Origin of the sequence: Streptomyces sp. NPDC058295, from assembly GCF_042880655.1 — a bacterium.
In the GTDB taxonomy this organism is placed as follows: Bacteria; Actinomycetota; Actinomycetes; order Streptomycetales; family Streptomycetaceae; genus Streptomyces; species Streptomyces coriariae.
In genome coordinates this window covers 14,883-34,395 of sequence record NZ_JBHVYO010000064.1, presented here as the reverse complement: position 1 = coordinate 34,395, position 19,513 = coordinate 14,883, and the positions used below count along the sequence as shown (strand labels likewise).

At 71.5% G+C, this 19,513-nt stretch carries 21 protein-coding genes and 1 riboswitch; of the genes, 11 read left to right on the top strand and 10 right to left on the bottom strand.

What is annotated here, in order from left to right; all coding sequences use genetic code 11:
- Nucleotides 1–2: 2 nt before the first annotated feature.
- Entirely contained in the window at nucleotides 3–1,292 is a 1,290-nt protein-coding gene (locus tag ACFVYS_RS39320) for an adenosylmethionine--8-amino-7-oxononanoate transaminase (protein ID WP_389510089.1), read from the bottom strand.
- On the bottom strand, nucleotides 1,285–2,547 hold the full coding sequence (gene bioB / locus ACFVYS_RS39315; protein WP_389510087.1) for a biotin synthase BioB: 1,263 nt from the start codon (nucleotides 2,545–2,547) through the stop codon (nucleotides 1,285–1,287). Before bioB ends, ACFVYS_RS39320 begins: the two co-directional genes overlap by 8 nt.
- A 147-nt stretch (nucleotides 2,548–2,694) precedes the next feature.
- Here bioB and ACFVYS_RS39310 point away from each other — a divergent pair, with 147 nt between their 5' ends.
- The gene (locus ACFVYS_RS39310) at nucleotides 2,695–3,822 is read left to right on the top strand and encodes an 8-amino-7-oxononanoate synthase (protein ID WP_389510085.1); all 1,128 of its coding nucleotides are present in this window, start codon (nucleotides 2,695–2,697) and stop codon (nucleotides 3,820–3,822) included.
- A gap of 46 nt (nucleotides 3,823–3,868) precedes the next feature.
- Here ACFVYS_RS39310 and ACFVYS_RS39305 read toward each other — a convergent pair whose 3' ends face one another.
- Together ACFVYS_RS39305 and ACFVYS_RS39300 are read right to left on the bottom strand one after the other, a co-directional pair.
- Nucleotides 3,869–4,129, bottom strand: a complete 261-nt coding sequence (locus ACFVYS_RS39305; RefSeq protein WP_389510083.1) for a DUF397 domain-containing protein — start codon at nucleotides 4,127–4,129, stop codon at nucleotides 3,869–3,871.
- A 9-nt stretch (nucleotides 4,130–4,138) separates the two neighbouring features.
- Nucleotides 4,139–4,999, bottom strand: a complete 861-nt coding sequence (locus ACFVYS_RS39300; protein ID WP_389510081.1) for a helix-turn-helix domain-containing protein — start codon at nucleotides 4,997–4,999, stop codon at nucleotides 4,139–4,141.
- 213 nt (nucleotides 5,000–5,212) lie between these two features.
- Here ACFVYS_RS39300 and ACFVYS_RS39295 point away from each other — a divergent pair, with 213 nt between their 5' ends.
- On the top strand, nucleotides 5,213–5,695 hold the full coding sequence (locus ACFVYS_RS39295) for an ATP-binding protein (RefSeq protein WP_389510079.1): 483 nt from the start codon (nucleotides 5,213–5,215) through the stop codon (nucleotides 5,693–5,695).
- 220 nt (nucleotides 5,696–5,915) lie between these two features.
- Here ACFVYS_RS39295 and ACFVYS_RS39290 read toward each other — a convergent pair whose 3' ends face one another.
- From ACFVYS_RS39290 to ACFVYS_RS39280, 3 genes are all read right to left on the bottom strand, one after another.
- The gene (locus ACFVYS_RS39290; protein WP_389510077.1) at nucleotides 5,916–6,389 is read right to left on the bottom strand and encodes a C40 family peptidase; all 474 of its coding nucleotides are present in this window, start codon (nucleotides 6,387–6,389) and stop codon (nucleotides 5,916–5,918) included.
- 3 nt (nucleotides 6,390–6,392) lie between these two features.
- Nucleotides 6,393–6,614, bottom strand: a riboswitch (cyclic di-AMP (ydaO/yuaA leader).
- Nucleotides 6,615–6,955: 341 nt separating this feature from the next.
- Entirely contained in the window at nucleotides 6,956–7,261 is a 306-nt protein-coding gene (locus tag ACFVYS_RS39285) for a hypothetical protein (RefSeq protein WP_142269183.1), read from the bottom strand.
- Nucleotides 7,262–7,268: 7 nt separating this feature from the next.
- The gene (locus ACFVYS_RS39280; RefSeq protein WP_389510075.1) at nucleotides 7,269–7,904 is read right to left on the bottom strand and encodes an ATP-dependent Clp protease proteolytic subunit; all 636 of its coding nucleotides are present in this window, start codon (nucleotides 7,902–7,904) and stop codon (nucleotides 7,269–7,271) included.
- A gap of 90 nt (nucleotides 7,905–7,994) precedes the next feature.
- Here ACFVYS_RS39280 and ACFVYS_RS39275 point away from each other — a divergent pair, with 90 nt between their 5' ends.
- On the top strand, nucleotides 7,995–8,273 hold the full coding sequence (locus ACFVYS_RS39275) for a type II toxin-antitoxin system Phd/YefM family antitoxin (protein WP_389510074.1): 279 nt from the start codon (nucleotides 7,995–7,997) through the stop codon (nucleotides 8,271–8,273).
- 130 nt (nucleotides 8,274–8,403) lie between these two features.
- Here the strand turns inward: ACFVYS_RS39275 and ACFVYS_RS39270 are convergent, their stop codons facing one another.
- A complete protein-coding gene (locus tag ACFVYS_RS39270) occupies nucleotides 8,404–9,393 on the bottom strand; it encodes an ABC transporter permease (protein ID WP_389510072.1) in 990 nt (329 codons plus the stop codon).
- 249 nt (nucleotides 9,394–9,642) lie between these two features.
- On the opposite strand from ACFVYS_RS39270, the gene ACFVYS_RS39265 reads away from it, so the two are divergent.
- The 8 genes from ACFVYS_RS39265 to ACFVYS_RS39230 all read left to right on the top strand — a co-directional run bounded on the left by ACFVYS_RS39265 (nucleotide 9,643) and on the right by ACFVYS_RS39230 (nucleotide 16,739).
- Nucleotides 9,643–10,272, top strand: coding sequence for a TetR/AcrR family transcriptional regulator (locus ACFVYS_RS39265; protein WP_389510070.1), 630 nt, complete (start codon nucleotides 9,643–9,645; stop codon nucleotides 10,270–10,272).
- 132 nt (nucleotides 10,273–10,404) lie between these two features.
- Nucleotides 10,405–10,707, top strand: a complete 303-nt coding sequence (locus tag ACFVYS_RS39260) for an urease subunit gamma (RefSeq protein ID WP_028807144.1) — start codon at nucleotides 10,405–10,407, stop codon at nucleotides 10,705–10,707.
- A 10-nt stretch (nucleotides 10,708–10,717) separates the two neighbouring features.
- Nucleotides 10,718–11,029, top strand: coding sequence for an urease subunit beta (locus ACFVYS_RS39255; protein ID WP_389510068.1), 312 nt, complete (start codon nucleotides 10,718–10,720; stop codon nucleotides 11,027–11,029).
- A complete protein-coding gene (locus ACFVYS_RS39250) occupies nucleotides 11,022–12,743 on the top strand; it encodes an urease subunit alpha (protein ID WP_314219494.1) in 1,722 nt (573 codons plus the stop codon). Before ACFVYS_RS39255 ends, ACFVYS_RS39250 begins: the two co-directional genes overlap by 8 nt.
- A 34-nt stretch (nucleotides 12,744–12,777) precedes the next feature.
- Nucleotides 12,778–13,452, top strand: coding sequence for an urease accessory protein UreF (locus ACFVYS_RS39245; RefSeq protein WP_389510066.1), 675 nt, complete (start codon nucleotides 12,778–12,780; stop codon nucleotides 13,450–13,452).
- Between the two features lie 130 nt (nucleotides 13,453–13,582).
- Nucleotides 13,583–14,260, top strand: coding sequence for an urease accessory protein UreG (gene ureG, locus ACFVYS_RS39240; RefSeq protein ID WP_389510064.1), 678 nt, complete (start codon nucleotides 13,583–13,585; stop codon nucleotides 14,258–14,260).
- Nucleotide 14,261: 1 nt separating this feature from the next.
- Nucleotides 14,262–15,020, top strand: coding sequence for an urease accessory protein UreD (locus ACFVYS_RS39235; RefSeq protein WP_389510062.1), 759 nt, complete (start codon nucleotides 14,262–14,264; stop codon nucleotides 15,018–15,020).
- Between the two features lie 186 nt (nucleotides 15,021–15,206).
- A complete protein-coding gene (locus ACFVYS_RS39230; protein ID WP_389510101.1) occupies nucleotides 15,207–16,739 on the top strand; it encodes an alpha/beta hydrolase in 1,533 nt (510 codons plus the stop codon).
- An 85-nt stretch (nucleotides 16,740–16,824) separates the two neighbouring features.
- On the opposite strand, the gene ACFVYS_RS39225 is transcribed toward ACFVYS_RS39230, so the two are convergent.
- Nucleotides 16,825–17,562 (bottom strand): lysophospholipid acyltransferase family protein, encoded by a 738-nt coding sequence (locus tag ACFVYS_RS39225; RefSeq protein ID WP_389510060.1) that lies wholly within the window; start codon nucleotides 17,560–17,562, stop codon nucleotides 16,825–16,827.
- A 691-nt stretch (nucleotides 17,563–18,253) separates the two neighbouring features.
- Complete coding sequence (locus ACFVYS_RS39220) at nucleotides 18,254–19,510, bottom strand: PP2C family protein-serine/threonine phosphatase (protein ID WP_389510058.1); 1,257 nt, start codon at nucleotides 19,508–19,510, stop codon at nucleotides 18,254–18,256.
- Nucleotides 19,511–19,513: the final 3 nt, after the last annotated feature.

The window sequence follows — 19,513 nt, the reverse complement described above, 5'->3', positions numbered from 1 at the left end:
GCTCATCCCTCCCGCGCCGCGGCGCACACCGCGCGCGCGATCCGTGCCACGTCCGCGTCACCGGTGACGTACGGCGGCATTGTGTAGACCAGGTCGCGGAACGGCCGCAGCCAGACGCCCTCGCGCACGGCGGCCCGGGTGGCGGCCGCCATGTCCACCGGGTGGTCGAGCTGGACGACGCCGATGGCGCCCAGGACCCGGGCGTCCCGGACCCCCGGGATCTGCGCGGCCTCGGCGAGCCCGTCCCGCAGCCCCGTCTCGATCCGCTTGACCTCGGCAAGCCAGTCCTGCCCGAGGAGCAGCTCGATCGAGGCACAGGCGACGGCCGCGGCGAGCGGGTTGCCCATGAACGTCGGCCCATGGGCCAGCACCGGCACCTCGCCCCGCGAGATCCCGTCGGCCACCCGGGATGTGCACAGCGTCGCCGCCATCGTCAGATAGCCGCCGGTCAACGCCTTGCCGACGCACATCACATCCGGTGTCACCGCGGCGTGCTCCGCCGCGAACAGCGCGCCCGTGCGCCCGAACCCGGTCGCGATCTCGTCGAACACCAGCAGCACGTCGTGCGCGTCGCACGCCTCGCGCAGCACCCGCAGATAGCCGGGGGAGTGGAACCGCATCCCGCCCGCGCCCTGCACCACCGGCTCGACGATGACCGCGGCCAGTTCGTCGGCGTGCCGCTCGATCGTCTCGCGCAACAGGTCGGCGTACGCCTCCTCGAACTCCACCGGAGGCGGGTCCACGAAGACCTGCCGGGGCAGCACCCCGGTCCACAGGTCGTGCATCCCGCCCTCGGGATCGCACACGGACATCGGCTGCCAGGTGTCGCCGTGGTAACCGCCGCGCCAGGTCAGCAGGCGTCGCTTGGCCGGGCGGCCCAGCGAGCGCCAGTACTGGAGGCACATCTTCACCGCGACCTCGACCGACACCGAGCCGGAGTCGGCGAGGAACACATGCTCCAGACCGTCGGGCGACATGTCGACAAGGAGCTTCGCCAGCCGTACGGCGGGCTCGTGGGTGAGCCCGCCGAACATCACATGACTCATCCGGCCCAGTTGCTCGCGCACGGCCTCGTTGAGCACCGGGTGGTTGTAGCCGTGGATCGCCGACCACCAGGACGCCATACCGTCGACCAGGTCACCCGAGCCGTCCGCCGGCCGCAGCCGTACCCCGCTCGCCGACTCCACGACGAGCGGGTCGACCCGGCCGGGCATCGGACCGTACGGATGCCACACGTGCCGCCGGTCGAGCTCCAGCAGCTCGGGCACCCCGAGCGGGGGCAGCTCAGGCATTGGGCGCGAGATCGGTACCGGCGCCACGCCGGCGTACGGCGACCAGGTCCGTACGGGCCTCGCCGACCGCCGCGACCGGGGCCGCGGCCGGAGTCGGGGCCGACGCAGGGGCCGACGCCGGGGCGGAGCCGCACACACCGCCGCCCGCGTGCGAGCCGCAGCCGCCCGCGCCCTCGTGCGCACCGCCCCCGGCGTTCTCGTGCGAGCCGCAGCCACCGCCCTCGTGGGACCCGCAGCCCCCGGCCGCCGTCGCCCGGTGCTCGGGCAGGGTGACCTGTTCCGCGCCCTCCACCTCGAACCCGGCGTCCGCGATCATCTCCAGGTCGGCCTTGCCGGCCTGGCCCTCGGTCGTGAGGTAGTCGCCCAGGAAGATCGAGTTGGCCAGGTGCAGGGCGAGCGGCTGCATGGTGCGCAGATGGACCTCACGGCCGCCCGCGATGCGCACCTCGACGTCCGGGCAGACGAACCGCACCATCGCCAGGATCCGCAGACAGCGCTGCGGGGTGAGGTTCCACTCCTTGGCGAGCGGGGTGCCCTCGACCGGGATGAGGAAGTTCACCGGAACGGAGTCCGGGTCCAGCTCGCGCAGCGAGAAGACGACGTCCACCAGGTCCTCGTCGGACTCGCCCATGCCGGCGATCAGACCCGAGCACGCGGACAGACCCGCCGCGTGCGCCTTCTGCACCGTGTCCACCCGGTCGGCGTACGTGTGCGTGGTCGTGATCTCCCCGTACGTGCCCTCGGACGTGTTCAGGTTGTGGTTGTAGGCGTCGGCGCCCGCCTCGCGCAGCCGTTCGGCCTGGCCGTCGGAGAGCAGGCCCAGACAGGCGCAGACCTCGACGCCCTCGTTCTGGTCCTTGATCGCCTTGATGGTGCCGGCGACCCGGTCGACATCACGGTCCGTCGGACCACGCCCGGACGCCACCAGGCAGACCCGCTTGGCCCCGCCCGCCAGCCCGGCCGCCGCCGCCTGCGAGGCCTCGTCCGGCTTGAGCCAGGTGTACTTCAGGATCCCGGCCGTGGAGCCGAGCCGCTGGGAGCAGTAGGAGCAGTCCTCGGGGCACAGCCCCGACTTGAGGTTGACGAGGTAGTTGAGCTTCACCCGTCGCCCGAACCACTGCCGTCGCACCCGGCCGGCCGCGGCCACCACGTCCAGCACGTCGTCGTCGGAAGTGGCCAGCACGGCCAACGCTTCCTCGCGGGTCGGCAGCTCGCGCCGAAGCCCCTTGTCCACCAGCGTGTTCAGCAGGTCCATGAGAGCCGATCCTGTCCTACGCACCCGCTCCGGGCCAAGGTAGGGATCACACAACACACCGGGTTCGACGTGTGGGTATTGCCACACCGTGGGTGGGCGGCCGGGCCGCTAGTGTCTGTCCGCTACCTACAAAAGCCCGGAGGACCCATGGCGTTCGGCTGGATCGACGAGCAGGCGGAGCTGCGGCGCCGGGCCGGACTCGTGAGGACACTGCGGCCCCGTCCGGCCGACTCGCCGCTCCTCGACCTGGCGAGCAACGACTACCTGGGCCTCGCCCGCCACCCCGAGGTCACGGAGGGCGCCGCGGCGGCCGCCAGGACCTGGGGCGGCGGCGCCACCGGCTCCCGGCTCGTCACGGGCACCACCGAGCTGCACGGCGAGCTGGAGCGCGAGCTGGCCGAGTACTGCGGCTTCGAGGCGGCCCTCGTCTTCTCCTCCGGGTACGCGGCCAACCTCGCCGCGGTCACCGCGCTGGCCCCGCACGGCTCGCTGATCGTCTCCGACGCGGGCAACCACGCCTCGCTCATCGACGGCTGCCGGCTGGCCCGCGGCACCACCCAGGTCGTCGGGCACGCCGACCCGGACGCGGTGCGCAAGGCGCTCGGCACACACGACGGCCCGGCCGTGGCCGTCTCCGACACGGTCTTCTCGGTCGACGGCGACGCCGCCCCGCTGGCCGCCCTGGCGGCCGCCTGCCGGGAGTACGGCGCCGGACTGGTCGTCGACGACGCCCACGGGCTCGGTGTGCTGGGGGACGGCGGCCAGGGCGCTCCGTACGCGTCCGGTCTGGCGGGCGCCGACGACGTCGTCGTCACGGTCACGCTGTCCAAGTCGCTGGGCAGCCAGGGCGGCGCCGTGCTGGGTCCCGCGCGGGTGATCGAGCATCTGGTGAACGCGGCCCGGACCTTCATCTTCGACACGGGCCTGGCCCCGGCGGCGGCGGGGGCGGCGCTGGCCGCCCTCAGGCTGCTGCGCCGGGAGCCGCAGCGCGCGGCACGCGCGCGTGCGGTGGCGGGCGAGCTGCACGCGCGCCTGACGGCCGCGGGCCTGGCGGCGGTGCGTCCGGACGCCGCGGTCGTCTCCGTGCGTGCGCCGTCCCCGGAGGGGGCCGTGCGCTGGGCGGCGGACTGCCGGTCGGCAGGCCTGGCCGTGGGCTGCTTCCGTCCTCCCTCCGTGCCCGACGGCATCTCACGCCTCAGGCTGACCGCGCGTGCGGACCTCTCCGGGGCCGAGCTGGAACGCGCTGTACGGGTGATCGGCGAAACACGACCATGAGTCGGCGTGACACGGCCGTGGACCGCCTCTGACTGCTCCGGTGCGGTCAGCGGAGTCGCGAGACCCCTGAGGCCCTCGACAACACCGTCGTGAAGCCCGACCAGCTCTCGGGGGAGAAGAGCAGGGCGGGTCCGGCCGGGTCCTTGGAGTCGCGTACGGCGAGCAGACCGGCCCAGGGGCCGGAGGCCGGCCGGGCCGTCTCCACACAGTTGTTCGCTCCCGTGCTGTAGCTGCTGCGCAGCCACCGCACATCGGGGAGATGGGCGGGATCGGTACTGGAAGGTACGTTCCGCGGTGGTGCGGACATGGTGCCTCCTTACGCGCCGTCGGCTATCGCGGCGATGTAATCCGATGAGTCCCCGGGCGAAAGGGCGTGCGCCCGAAGGGCGTTGAAGGCCTCGGTGTAGGCCTGGAGGTCTTCTTTCCGTTCGAGATAGAGGCTACTCGTCAAGTGGTCGAGAACAACCACGTCCAGATCAGAAGTGCGCGAAAATGAGAAGATAACGAAAGGGCCGGTTACCCCGATATGCGCTCCGGCGGCGAACGGCAGCACCTGGAGCCGGACTTGGGGCAATCGGGCGGCTTCCACGAGCCGGCCGAGCTGTCGTGCCATCACCTCGGGCCCGCCCACCTCCCGTCGCAGCACCGCCTCGTCCAGTACCGCGCACAGTTCCAGCGGCGGCTGCGCGCGCAGCACGTCCTGGCGGGCCAGCCGCACCTCCACCAGGGTGTCGAGCTGATCCTCGGCGCCGCCCTCCACGGATGCCCTGGTCACCGCGCGCGCGTACTCGGGCGTCTGCAGCAGTCCGGGTACCACCGTCGTCTCCAGGGTGCGCATCGCACTCGCCTGCGACTCCAGGCTGATGAAGTCCCGGTAGGTGGGCGGCAGCACCCCGCGGTAGGCGTGCCACCAGTGGTCCCGACCGCCACTGCCGTCGTCGCCCGCCAACGCCAGCATCAGCTCCCGCAGTTGCGGCTCCTCGACACCATAGGCGTCGAGGAGTAACCGCACATCGGCCGGTTTCGATCCACTGATACCGGTCTCGATGCGGCTCACCTTGGACTGGTGCCAGCCCACGAGCCGGGCCGCCTCACCACTCGTGAGGCCCGCCTGGGCGCGCAGAGTGCGCAGTTCGGCGCCCAGTTTCCGGCGGCGCACCGCGGGACCGTGCTGCATGGGCTCCTCCTTACTCCTATCGGGCCGACCAAATACGCTCTGCCGTCGCAGAGTTCACCGCATTGGGCGACAGATATATGCATATCTCGGTGGATCCCACCCGTGACCGGCGCGGTAATGGCAGTCTGGCGAAGAAGCACCAGTCCGGGACCGTACTCGAACCATCCGCACGGTGTCGGGCTCCCGGTCCCGTGGGAAAGGGTCGACGACGCCATGGCAGATCACCTGGAAGCATCCGTCACTCTGCCGAGCGATCCCGCCTCGGTCTACGCGGCTCGCGTATTCGTGGCCGGCGCCCTCGGGGAATGGGGTCTGCCGGCGGACACGGAGATGGCCGACGCCATCCGGCTGATCGTCTCGGAACTCGCCACCAACGCCGTACAGCACACCTTCGGGCAGTCACCCACCTTCACCGTGGACCTGGTCCTCGACCGTGACGAACACCTGCGCGTCGGGGTCACCGACAGCCACCCGCGCTTCCCCAAACGACTGCCGGCCGCCGTCCAGCAGGACAACGGCCGAGGCATGGTGATCATTAGATGGCTGACCGCCGAGTGCGGCGGCAGGCTGAGAGTGCGGCCCACCCGGGAGGGCGGCAAGACGGTCACCGTCGAGCTCCCGTGGGCCGTCCCGGCGGCGGAGCCGGTGGCCGGTGCCCTGACGGCCCCGGCGGAGGGTGAGCTCCCGGGGCGGTGAAGGCGCGTCAGGACGCCCCCACCACCCCGGGAAAACCAGCCCGTGACCCGGGCGGGCCCTTGCGGACCCGCGGCCCGGGCGGGCCCTTGCGGACCCGCGGCCCGGGCGGGCCCTTGCGGACCCGCGGCCCGGGCGGGCCCTTGCGGACCCGCGGCCCGGGCAGGTCCTGGCGGACCCGCGGCCCGGGCAGGCCCTAGCGGACCCGCGGCCCGGGCAGGCCCTAGCGGACCCGCCCGTACCAGACGCTCTTGGTCCAGATCTTCTGGAGCTTCACCACTTCGCCGGTCTTCGGCGAGTGCCAGATCTTGCCCTTACCCGCGTAGATCCCGACGTGGTAGACGTTCGAGCCCGAGTGGAAGAACACGAGGTCGCCTGCCTTGCGGCTCGACGCCGAGATGTGCTTCGTCTTGTTGTACTGCTGGGACGCCGTCCGGGGCAGGCTCTTGCCCGCCTTCTTGAACGAGTACAGCGTGAGCCCGGAGCAGTCGAACCTCTTCGGCCCGGTCGCCCCGTACTTGTACGGGGCACCCTTCTTGGAGGCCGCGATCTGGAGCGCCTTCGTCGCCGGTGTGGCGGCCGCGGCGTCGGGGGCGAGCCCCGGGACCACGACCGAGCCGCCCACGGCGGCGATGGCGAAAGCCGAGGCCGTACCGGCCCTGGCCATGAGCGACGGGACACGATTGAGCGCAGTCATGCGCAACCCTTCGTCAGCCGCCTGTGAAGGATGACCTGTCGGATTCGGGCTGGCGAAGTTGCCCGGCCGCTGCTGCGGCTTCACCCCAAGGGCTGCTCGGCCCGGCGCCTCTCCTACGGAGACGAACCGTTCCGGCGACCCGTCATGCTTGGGTCCTCCACTCCTGCCGATGCACTCCTGTCGACCGGTCATCCGGGCGGCGGCAGGACTCGGCGTCCGCCCGGACCGCCCCGCCGCTTGTGGCGGGGGCTTGTCGTCAGTCAGGGATCTTGGCTCACCGATGTCCGAAAATCCCAACGGAACCGGGGATTTGTGGGGTTACTCACCACTCACCCGTTCGGGTGGACACCCTGATGGGCGATCAGGTGTCAAGGCACCCCAGGGGCTCCCACCAGCGGTGGAGCCCGCTATTCCGCCCGAAGAGCGCCCTTTTGCGCAACCGCGGAGGGGTCGGGGGAGGAGTAGACGCTCCGCTGAACGGGGGTACCTCTTCTGGGTCGTTTCAACTCCGGTCCGGTCGTCACGTCCTGGGCGCGAGCGTCCGGACCGGAGGTGGGGTGCTCGGGTCAACTGTCGGAGAGCGGAGGCAGCGTGACGCGCGCGGTGCGGCGCTCCCCGTCCAGGACGCGCAGCGCCCGCGCGAGCGTCGGCGCGTGCAGCTCGCTCTCGCCGCGCTGGTGCATGAGCGTCAGCGCGTCGCGCAGCGCGGTCGCCTTGGTCACCAGCGCCTGGGCGGCGCGCAGCCCGCGGTAGGTGTCGCCGTGGTGGGCGGGGTTGATCCGGCCGAGCATGTCGACCACGTCGAGGTAACCGTCGATCAGCTCGGCCTCCGCGCGGGTCAGCGCGGGCAGTGGCGGCAGCTCGGGCACCATCGGCGGCTCACCTCCCGCCGGGCGCGCCGGCCGAGGCCTTGCGGCTGGGGATGATCCCGTCCACCAGGCCGTACTCCACGGCCTCCTGGGCGGTGAGGAACCTGTCCCGCTCGATGTCCGCGGTCACCTGCTCCGGCGTCCGCCCGGTGTGCCGTACGAGCATCTCCTCCAGGCTCGCGCGGATGCGGGCCAGCTCGTCGGCCTGGATCGCGAGATCGCTCGCCTGTCCCTGGACGGGCTCGGGCAGGGACGGCTGGCGGATCGTCATCCGCGCGCCCGGCAGCGCGTACCGCTTGCCCGGCGTGCCCGCCGCCAGCAGCACCGCCGCGGACGAGCCCGCCTGACCCAGGCAGGTGGTCTCCACGTCGCAGGTGACGTACCGGATCGTGTCGTAGAGGGCCGTCATCGCGCTGAAGGAGCCGCCGGGGGAGTTGATGTACAGCGCGATGTCCCGGTCCGGGTCCTTGTGCTCGAGGTACATGAACTGGGCCATCACGTCGTTCGCCGAGATGTCGTCGATCGGCGTTCCCAGGAAGACGATCCGCTCCTCCAGCAGCTTCGAGTACGGATCCATGGTCCGGTGCCCGTAGCTCGTGCGCTCGGTGAACTCGGGCAGGACATGACGGGCGGACGGTCGGTTCATCGAAGCCCCCTCCTTCTCCGTCCGACGCCTTCTACGTCCGACGGGATCTGTAAAAAATGTACAGGATGTACGTGACGTTAGAATGGGGGTATGGCCTACGAGATTCCGGTGACGCAAGCCAGGGCTGAACTCGCCGACCTGATCAACCGCGTGGTGTACGGCGGTGAACGTGTCGTCGTGACACGCCACGGCAAGCCTCTCGTCGCCCTCGTCTCCGCCGCTGACCTGGAGCGACTCGACGAACTCGACAAGGCCGCGGAGGAGCCGGTGATCAGCTCGGTCACCGCCGTGCGCGAGGTCGCGTCCGCTCCCCGCGAACAGCACCGGTTCGGGGTCACGGCGGAGTACCGGGGCTCGAATCCGTCGTAGGGGCACGGGCAGGGAGTACCTGTCGTAGGCACTTGGGTGCACGAGCACACGGCACGCGAAAGGCCGTGCCCCCTGATCCGGGGTGCACGGCCCTGTGGGCGGGGCAGGCGACGGGACGGCGACGGGGCGCTCAGGCGACGAGTGCGGACCGCCGCACCTCGGTGGCCGGCTCGGCCCGGGTCGGTCCCGGCTTCAACTGGGCGCCCAGCAGCACCGCCCCGAGGCCCAGAGCGGCCCACCAGACCAGCGTGAGCGCGGGGCCGGTCGCCGCCGCTCCGTCGAAGAACGACACCGAGCGCAACAGGGTCGTACCGGCACCCGGCGGCAGCCACTGGCCGATCACCCCGACCGGCTCCGGCAGCATGCGCGGTGCCGAGGCCGCCCCGGAGAACGGGTTCCCGAGGAACATCACCACGAACGACACGGCTCCGATGCCGGGCGTGCCGAGCAGCGCGGCGCAGCCCGCGACCGCCGCGCTCACGGCGAGCGTGGAGAGCCCCAGCACCGCGGCCTCCGCCCACCAGTCACCGGTGAGCACCCCGAGCCAGCTGTGCGCCAGCGCCGCCGCGACCGACCCGACCAGCGCGGCGGCGCCGACCAGCCCGAGCACGGCACGAACCCCGCGCAGGCCCAGCAACGACACCAGCGCGCCCGCCGCGATCCCGGCGAGGGCCAGCGGCAGCACGCTCGCACCGAGGGCCGAGCCGCGCGGGTCGGCGGCCGGAGCCGCCACCACGTCCACCGTCTCCACCCGGGTGCCCGAGGCCGTCGCCTGCTGCGCGACCGCCTGCTGGAGCAGCTGGGCGACGAGCGGGCTCGCGGCCGAGGCGGTCAGCAGTTCGGATCCCTCGGCGGTGACGACCACCGCGCCGTATACGGTCCGGTCCTCGACGGCGTCCCGGGCGGCCGTTCCGTCGGCGTAGTGGTGGATCTCGAAGGCGCCCTCGTGCCGGTTCAGTTGCTTCTCCAGCCGCGCGGTCGCGGCGGGCGGACCGGCCACGCCGAGCGGCAGGTCGCGGGGCGCGGTGCGGGAGGCCGGCCAGGCGAAGGCCCAGAGGGCGAGGGCGGCGAGGGTCGGCACGAGCAGGACGACGGCGATCAGGCGTCGGGTGGCGGACATGGGGACTCCCCCTGGAGGCGGGCGGGACGGCGTGTCGGACGGGGCGGGGCTGTGGATGGGCGGAGGGCGGTCGGCCGGGCGGAGGGCGGTCGGCGGTGGTACTGGTGAGGCTGCGGACCGGTCGGGCTGCGGACGGGCGGTGGGGGCCCGAGGGCTAAAAAGAAGGATCGTTCGTTTTATCTCTCGTCCACACCGTCCCGCCGGGACGGCTTCTTGTCAAGAAGGAATGTTCGTTCTACGTTGGGCGCCATGGCCCGTGTATCCCAGGCACATCTCGACGCCCGCCGCCGGCAGATCCTCGACGGCGCGTCGATCTGCTTCGCCCGCAACGGCTTCCACGCCACGTCCATGCAGGACGTGCTGAAGGAGGTCGACCTGTCCGCCGGGGCGGTGTACCGCTACTTCAGCGGCAAGGAGGAGCTCATCGCCGCGATCGTCGGCGAGGTGCTGGGCCTGGTCCGCGAGGCCTTCGAGGAGGAGAGCCGGCACATTCCGCCGCCCACCCCCGACGACCTCGTGTCCTCGGTCCTCCGCCGGGTCCTCGCCTCCCAGGAGTACCTGACCGTCGACGGGCAGTCGGCCTTCCCCCGGCTGGTGATCCAGGTGTGGACGGAGACGCTGCGCAACGCCGAGCTGGCGGCGGTCCTGAGCGAGGGATACCAAGGGGTGCGCGAGGCGTGGGGGCGGATCGTCATCGCCTACCAGCAGGCCGGGATGATGCGCTCCGATGTGGCGCCCGACCATGTGGCGCGCACGATGATCGCCGTCGTGCTGGGCTTCCTCGTCCAGCAGTCGCTGTACGGGCCCGTCCCCGTGGAGGTGCTGCGTGACGGGCTGCGCGCGTTGATGAGCGTGTCGGCCCCGCTGTCGGGGGCCTGAATCGATCACGGCTCGGTTAACTTGCTCGAAATGCGGTCCAACTAGCCTGCCGATCCATGCCACCAGGGTCTTTTCCCCGTGGCCGCGGCAGCCGGGCCCCGCACGGTCCGGAGCGAGGATGTGAGGTGGGACGTGCAACTGACCCCGCACGAGCAGGAGAGGCTGCTGATCCACGTGGCGGCCGACGTCGCCGAGAAGCGCCGGGCCCGCGGGCTGCGGCTCAACCACCCGGAGGCCGTGGCCCTCATCACGGCGCACATCCTCGAAGGCGCGCGTGACGGCCGCACGGTGGCCGAGCTCATGTCCTCCGGCCGCAAGCTGCTCACCCGCGACGACGTCATGGAGGGCATCCCCGAGATGATCCACGACGTCCAGGTCGAGGCCACCTTCCCGGACGGCACCAAGCTGGTCACCGTCCACGACCCGATCGTCTGAGGGGGCCTCGATGATTCCCGGAGAGATCCTGTTCGCCGCGGACCCGGTCGTCTACAACGAGGGGCGCGAGGTCACCCGGCTCACCGTCCTCAACGCCGCCGACCGGCCCGTCCAGGTCGGCTCCCACTACCACTTCGCCGAGGCCAACCCCGGTCTGGAGTTCGACCGCGCCGCCGCGCGCGGCCTGCGGCTGAACGTCGCCGCCGGCACCGCCGTGCGCTTCGAACCCGGGATCCCCGTCGACGTCGAACTCGTCCCCCTCGCCGGCGCCCGCGTCGTGCCGGGTCTGCGCGGGGAGACCGGAGGTGCCCTCGATGCCTGAGATCTCGCGTGCCGCGTACGCGGACCTGTTCGGCCCGACGACGGGCGACCGCATCCGGCTCGCCGACACCGACCTGCTGATCGAGATCGAGGAGGACCGCTGCGGCGGCCCCGGACTCGCCGGTGAGGAGGCGGTCTTCGGCGGCGGCAAGGTCATCCGTGAGTCCATGGGACAGTCCCGCGCCACCCGCGCGGACGGTACGCCCGACACCGTCATCACGGGCGCGGTCGTCGTCGACCACTGGGGTGTGGTGAAGGCCGACGTCGGCATCCGCGACGGGCGCATCACCGGTATCGGCAAGGCCGGCAACCCGGACACGATGGACGGGGTCCACCCGGACCTGGTCATCGGCCCGGAGACCGAGATCATCGCCGGCAACGGACGGATCCTGACCGCCGGCGCGGTCGACGCGCATGTCCACTTCATCTGTCCGCAGATCGCCGACGAGGCGCTGTCCGCCGGTGTCACCACGCTGGTCGGTGGCGGCACCGGGCCGGCCGAGGGCTCGAAGGCGACCACCGTGACGCCCGGCCCGTGGCATCTCGCGCGGATGCTGGAGGCGATGGAGCAGTACCCGCTGAACATCGGTTTCCTCGGCAAGGGCAACACCGTCTCGCAGGACGCGATGCTGTCGCAGATCCGGGGCGGGGCGCTCGGTCTGAAGCTGCACGAGGACTGGGGCTCGACGCCGGCCGTCATCGACGCCTCGCTGACCGTCGCCGACCGGACGGGCATCCAGGTGGCGATCCACACGGACACCCTCAACGAGGCCGGGTTCGTCGGCGACACGCTCGCCGCGATCGCCGGCCGCGGTATCCACGCGTACCACACCGAGGGTGCGGGCGGCGGGCACGCGCCGGACATCATGACCGTGGTCTCCGAGCCGCACGTGCTGCCGAGCTCCACCAACCCGACACGGCCGTACACGGTGAACACCGCCGAGGAACACCTCGACATGCTGATGGTGTGCCATCACCTCAACCCGGCCGTCCCCGAGGACCTGGCGTTCGCCGAGTCGCGGATCCGGCCGTCGACGATCGGCGCCGAGGACGTCCTGCACGACCTCGGGGCGATCTCGATCATCTCCTCGGACGCGCAGGCCATGGGCCGGGTCGGCGAGGTCATCCTGCGGACCTGGCAGACGGCGCACGTCATGAAGCGGCGCAGGGGCTCCCTGCCGGGCGACGGCCGGGCGGACAACCACCGGGTACGCCGCTACATCGCCAAGTACACGATCAACCCCGCGCTCGCGCAGGGCCTGGCCCGCGAGATCGGCTCGGTCGAGGGCGGCAAGCTCGCCGACCTGGTGCTGTGGGAGCCGGCGTTCTTCGGCGTCAAGCCGCACCTCGTGATCAAGGGCGGGCAGATCGCGTACGCGCAGATGGGCGACGCCAACGCCTCGATCCCGACGCCGCAGCCGATCCTGCCGCGTCCGATGTACGGCGCGATCGGCCGGGCACCCGCGTCGAACTCGTTCAACTTCGTGGCGCCGCTCGCGATCGAGGACGGACTGCCGGAGCGTCTGCAACTGGGCAAGAAGTTCGTCGCCATCGAGTCCACGCGCGGAGTCACCAAGGCGGACATGCGGGAGAACGACGCCCGGCCGCGCGTCCAGGTCGACCCCGACAGTTTCGCCGTGCACATCGACGGAGAGCTGGTCGAGGCGACTCCGGCCGCCGAACTGCCCATGGCACAGCGCTACTTCCTGTTCTGATGCCGATGCCGATCTCTGTTCTGAGGACGTCGATGTGACAAGGGCAGCACTGCTCGTCCTGGCCGACGGCCGCTTCCCCGCCGGAGGACACGCGCACTCCGGCGGGGCGGAGGAGGCCGTCAGGGCCGGACGGATCACCGGCGCGACGAGCCTGGAGGCCTTCCTCCGCGGGAGGCTGCACACCGCGGGGCTGGTGACCGCCGCGCTGGCGGCCGCCGCCGCGGCCGGGGGTGACCCGGCGGAGCTGGACGCGGCGGCGGACGCCCGCACCCCGTCCCCGGCGCTTCGGCTGACCGCCAGGAAACTGGGCCGGCAGCTGATGCGGGCCGCCCGGGCGGCCTGGCCGAGCACCGAACTCGACGCCCTGGCACGGGAGTTTCCCAAGGGGGCACATCAGCCGGTGGTGTTGGGGCTGACCGCGCGGGCGGCCGGGCTCGGGGCGGCGGACGCCGCGTACTGCGCGGTCTACGAGAGCGTGAGCGGACCGGCGACGGCCGTGGTGCGGCTGCTGAGCCTGGACCCGTTCGAGGCGACGGCGGTGCTGGCCCGGCTGGCGCCGGAGCTGGACCGGGTGGTCGACCGGGCGGTGTCCTGCGGGGCGGCCGTGCCGACCCGGGGCGTCGACGCGCTGCCGGCGGCTTCGGCGCCGCTGCTGGAGATCGGGGCGGAGGCGCATGCCGGCTGGCCGGTGCGGCTGTTCGCCTCGTGAGGGTCCCGCCCCCGCCGACCCCTTCCCGACCCGGGGGCGCTGCCCCCAGACCCCGTCCGGCCCTGAAACGGGCCTCGTCCTCAAACGCCGGACGGGCTGAATCACCCAGCCTGGGCGAATAGGAGCCGTTGTGCATCTTGACCACTCCCACCAGGGGCCCGCCGCCGTCGGCGCCGACGCCCGTCGGACCGACGGCTCGCGGCGCGCCCTCCGTATCGGGCTCGGCGGTCCCGTCGGGTCCGGCAAGACCGCCACCGTCGCCGCGCTCTGCCGCACCCTGCGGGACGACCTGTCCCTCGCCGTCGTCACCAACGACATCTACACCCGAGAGGACGCCGAGTTCCTGCTCCGGGAGGCCGTGCTGCCGCCCGAGCGGATCACGGCCGTCGAGACGGGCGCCTGTCCGCACACCGCGATCCGGGACGACATCTCCGCCAATCTCGAGGCCGTGGAGGACCTGGAGGACGAGGTCGGCCCGCTGGACCTGATCCTCGTCGAGTCCGGGGGCGACAACCTGACCGCGACCTTCTCCAAGGGCCTGGTGGACGCGCAGATCTTCGTCATCGATGTCGCGGGCGGGGACGACATCCCCCGCAAGGGCGGGCCCGGTGTCACCACGGCCGACCTGCTCGTCGTCAACAAGACCGACCTCGCGCCGTACGTCGGCTCCGACCTCGCCCGGATGGCCGCCGACGCCAAGGCCCAGCGGGCCGAACTGCCGGTCGTCTTCCAGTCGTTGCGCGGCGAGGGCGGTGTCTCGGACGTCGCCGCGTGGGTGCGGGCCCAGTTCGCCGCCTGGACGGCGTGACATGAGCGGAGTGCACGCCACCGCGCGGATCGCGGCGAGGGACGACGGACGCGGGGGGACCTCCCTGCCCGTCCTCGAGAGCGACGGCCCGCTCGCCCTGCGTCGCACCCGGGGCACCGCGGGCGAGGCGCGCGTCATGCTCGTCGGCGCGATGAGCGGGCCTCTCGGCGGCGACCGTTTCGCCGTCGAGGCCGAGGTCGGCAACGGCGCCCGGCTGCACGTCGGTTCGGCCGCCGCCACCATCGCCCTGCCGGGGCAGGCGAAGGACGAGGCCCACTACGACGTACGCCTCACGGTCGCCGACGGTGGTGAACTGCGCTGGCTGCCCGAGCAGTTGATCTCGGCGAAGGGGAGCGATCTGTTCGTCACCACCCGGGCCGAGCTCGGGGCCGACGCCCGGCTCGTCCTGCGCGAGGAGCAGGTGCTCGGCCGGGTGGGGGAGGAGCCGGGGAGGCTGACCAGCCGACTCACCGTCCGGGTCGCCGGGCGGGTCGTCCTCGATCAGGAACTGGCCTGCGGGCCCGGCGCGCCCGGCGGCTGGGACGGGCCCGCCGTCCTGGCGGAGTATCGTGCGGTGGGTCAACTCGTCGTCGTGCGCCCTGAGTTCCTCAAGGCTCCGACGAAGGCCCGGAACGTCGGTGAGCACGCCCGTGTCATGCCGCTGGCCGGGCCGGCGGCACTCGTCACCGCCGTCGCGCCCGACGCGCTGCGGCTGCGGCGGGCGTTGGACGAAGCGCTCGCCGATGTCGACATCCGGTGAGCGGTACATCACTTTCCGGTTATCGGATTGGCAAAGAAGGTCAACGACACCTTTTCTCAGGTGCCTCACAGCCGCGAGGATCCCCATGCCGCCATCACCAGGTAGGGGAGTTCCCACTTGAAGGACATACGACCGAACAAGCGCACCACGGCGCTCGGCTCGGCCGGCGTACTCGTCGCCGCGACGATGCTCGCCGGCGCATTCGCGGCGCCCACGGCCAGCGCGACCAGCGGCCGTCCGGGGCAGGACCGGGAGGCGCGCGGAGCCGCGATCGCAGCGGAGCGCGCCGGCAAGGCCGGCATCAACTGGCAGGACTGCCCTGCCGACTGGGGCTTGGAGAAGCCGATCCAGTGCGGCTGGGTCACCGTGCCGCTCGACTACGCCAAGCCGAACGGCAAGCAGATCAAGCTGGCCGTCGACCGCATCGGCAACACGGGCACCGCCGCGGAGCGCCAGGGCGCGCTCGTGTACAACCCCGGCGGCCCCGGCGGCTCGGGCCTGCGCTTCCCGCGCCGCGTCACCACCAAGGCCCCCGTCTGGACCAACGTGGCGAAGGCCTACGACTTCGTGGGCTTCGACCCGCGCGGGGTCGGCCACTCCGCGCCCATCTCCTGCATCGACCCGCAGGAGTTCGTCAAGGCGCCGAAGGCCGACCCGGTCCCGGACAGCGAGGCCGACAAGCTCGCCCAGATCAAACTCGCCCGTGAGTACGCGGACGGATGCGCCGAGCGCAGCGGCAAGGCCGTGCTGGCGCAGATGACCACCCCGAACACCGTCCGCGACCTGGACGTCATCCGTGCCGCCCTGGGCGAGAAGAAGCTCAACTTCCTGGGTGTCTCCTACGGCACCTACATCGGCGCCGTCTACGGCACCATGTTCCCGGGCCACCTGCGTCGCATGATCGTCGACAGCGTGGTCAACCCCTCTCGCGAGAAGATCTGGTACGAGGCCAACCTCGACCAGGACGTCGCCTTCGAGGGACGCTGGAAGGACTGGCAGGACTGGGTCGCCGCCAACGACGCGACCTTCCACCTCGGCACCACCCGCGCCGCCGTCCAGGCCAAGTGGCTCGAACTGCGCGCCACCGCGAAGAAGAACCCGATCGGCGGGATCGTCGGTCCGGCCGAGCTGATCTCCTTCTTCCAGAGTGCCCCGTACTACGACTCCTCGTGGGTCCCGGTCGCCACCGTCTTCAGCAAGTACTTCGCGGGAGACACCCAGGCGCTCGTCGACGCGGCCGCCCCGGACCTGACCGACACGGCCGGCAACATCTCCTCGGAGAACGGCAACGCCGTCTACACCGCCGTCGAGTGCACCGACGCCAAGTGGCCCACCAGCTGGCGGAAGTGGAACAGCGACAACACGCGGCTCAACAAGGACTACCCGTTCATGACCTGGGCCAACGCGTGGATGAACCTGCCGTGCGCCTACTGGCCGGTCAAGCAGCAGACCCCGGTGGACGTCAAGACCCACAAGGGCCTGCCGCAGGTGCTCATCGTGCAGTCCACGGATGACGCGGCCACCCCGTACGAGGGTGCCGTCGAACTGCACAAGCGCTTCAAGGGCTCCCGCCTGATCACCGAGAAGGACGCCGGCTCCCACGGAGTGACCGGCCTGGTGAACACCTGCATCAACTCCCGGGTGGACGCCTACCTGCTCACCGGCAAGCTGGACACCGCGGACGTGACCTGCGCGCCGCACGCCACGCCCAAGCCGTAACCGCCTGAGCGACAGCGAAGGGCGGCCGGAGCGATCCGGCCGCCCTTTCAGGCGTCTTGGCGAGGCATCAGCCAGTGATGGAACGTCAACGCGACGGCAGGCGCGGGAACTTGCGCTCCCGCTCCGCCTTGGCCGCCTTGGCGGCCGCCTGCGCCTCCGCCTTGGCGTCGGCCGCGTACTGGTCCACGTACTCCTGCTCGGACAGCGTCAGGATCGCGTACATGATCTCGTCGGTGATCGCGCGCAGCACCGCCTTCTCGTTCTCCATGCCGAGGTAGCGGGAGAAGTCGAGGGGCTTGCCGAAGCGGATCGCCACGGGGTGCAGGGTCGGGATCACCTTGCCGGGCGGCTGTGCCTCGAAGGTGCCGATCATCGCGCAGGGGATGACGGGGACCTGAGCCCTGAGCGCCATCACGGCCACCCCGACCTTGCCCTTGTACAGGCGGCCGTCATGGGAGCGGGTGCCCTCCGGGTAGATACCGAGCAGTTCGTCCTTGCTCAGCACGCCGAGGCCCTCACGGATCGCGGCCTGGCCGGCCTCCTTGCCGGAGCGGTCGACCGGGATCTGGCCCGCGCTGCGGAAGAAGGCGGCGGTCAGCCGGCCCTTGATGCCGGGGCCCGTGAAGTACTCGGCCTTCGCGAGGAAGGTGATGCGGCGCTTGAGGATCGCGGGCATCAGGAAGTGGTCCGAGAACGACAGATGGTTCCCGGCGACGATCGCCGGACCCGACTCCGGTACGTGCTCGAGGCCTTCGATCCGCGGTCGGAAGACCAGTCTCAGCAGGGGGCCCAGCAAGACGTACTTGAGCACGTAGTAGAACAAAGGGTGGCTCCTCACTCCAGCGGGTTCGCCCAACCGCCGTGTTCCGGCTGGTCAGCCGGTAAGTCGTGGGCTGTAAGTGTAGGTGCCGGGGCCGACTGTGCGGAAGCGCGGGGCGAAGCCGCGCGAAGAACCGCTCGCTGCGAGCCCTCGGCCTCATGCATATTCGCCAACGCTCGATCCGCCTGACAAGAGATCCCGCCGGCTCGGACACGTAATGCCACCAACTTGTTCAGCTTCCCCTGGAAGTGGGCCACATGTGCGCTCAGGCGCTGACACCCGGAAGTTCCCCTGACGGCCGCATCGCCTTTACGTACATCTTCCGTATGGGCCCGGAGGCCGAAGGATCCGAAAAGTCTGCCCTCTCGGTAACCCCGCAGGGTCGGGACGCGCTTTTCCGGTAATTCATCAAAATACTTTCCGCCGCCGCGGCAGGTGCTGTGACACGGCTCGACACGCCGACGCAGGTGATTGCGTGCGGATTCGCCTCGGAATCAGTGAAAGCGCGCCTCCGTCGAATTTCGGCTCGCGTACGACCGGGCCGGCCATCGACCGGGCCGCGGCCGCGCCGACCGTCGAACCGGGTGGTTCTTTCGGGCCACGAATCCGACGAGGCCGGCGAGGTCGACGTGACTGACGAATCCGACGTGATTGACGAGGCGTAGGGACGAGGGCTTCTCACGGCCGCGGACCCTCACAGCCGCACGATCACCAGCGCCGTGTCGTCGGTCGCGCCGCCGGGCGGCAGCAACTCCAGCAGGACGGCGTCGGCGAGGGACTCCGGGTCCGACTCCCGGTGGCGCGCGAGGGCGTCGGCGAGGCGGGCGAGGCCCGTGTCGATGTCCTCGCGCCGCCGTTCCACGAGTCCGTCGGTGTACAGGGCGAGAGTGGCGCCGCTGTCGTAGGCGGTGCGTGCCTGGGGCCGGGGGACCGGCGTGGGCCGGGCGTCGAGCGGGGGGTCGGTGGCCCGGTCGAGGAACTCCACCCGGCCGTCGGTGTGGACGAGCATGGGTGGGGGGTGCCCGGCGCTGCTGTAGGTGATGATGTGGTGGTCGAAGTCGATGAACGTGGTGACCGCGGTGGCCGATTCGGCGCCGTCCACGACGTGCGCGTACCGCCCGAGGACGTTCAGCGCCTCGGCCGGGCCCGCCGCGACCCGGGAGGCCGCGCTGAGCGCGCTGCGCAGCTGGCCCATCACCCCGGCGGCCTCCAGACCGTGCCCGACGACGTCGCCGACCGACACGCCGATGCGGTTGCCGCCGACGAGGTCCACCAGGTCGTACCAGTCCCCGCACACGTTGAGCGCGCCGACCGCCGGCCGGTAGCGCACGGCGGCCCGGTGGTGCCCGACCTGCCGGCCGGCGGGCAGCATCGCCTCCTGGAGGGCGAGGGCCACCTCGCGCTCACGGGCGTGGGCCAGCCGCAGCCGCTCGTTGAGTTCCTGGAGCTCGCGGGCGCGGGTGTACAGCTCGGCCTCCAGGACACGGCCCCGGCTGCCCGCCCGCGCTCCGTCCCCGCCCGTCCCGCGGCGGCCGCGGGCCCGGATCAGCTCGGTGACCTCCTCGACCCGGTGCACGATCAGCACCACCGAGCCGTCCGGCCCGTACACGGGCGCGTTGACGGGGCTCCAGTAGCGCTCGTCCCACTCGCCGGGCCGCTCGCTCGACTCGACGTCGTACCGCTGGAGCGCCATGGCCTCCCGCTCGCCGGTGGCCAGCACCCGCTGCAGCGAGGCCTCCAGATTGCGCATGCCGCTCGCGGCCCCGTCGTTGTTGGGGTTGTCGGGGAAGACCTCGAAGACATGCCGGCCGATCAACTGCTCGCGCCTACGGCCGGACACGCGCAGGAACTCCCGGTTGGCGTCCGCGTACACCAGCTCGGGCGTCAACAGCGCCACCGCGCCCGGCAACGCCTGGAACACCGCCGTGTAGTCGATCGCCCTGTCGTTCATGGC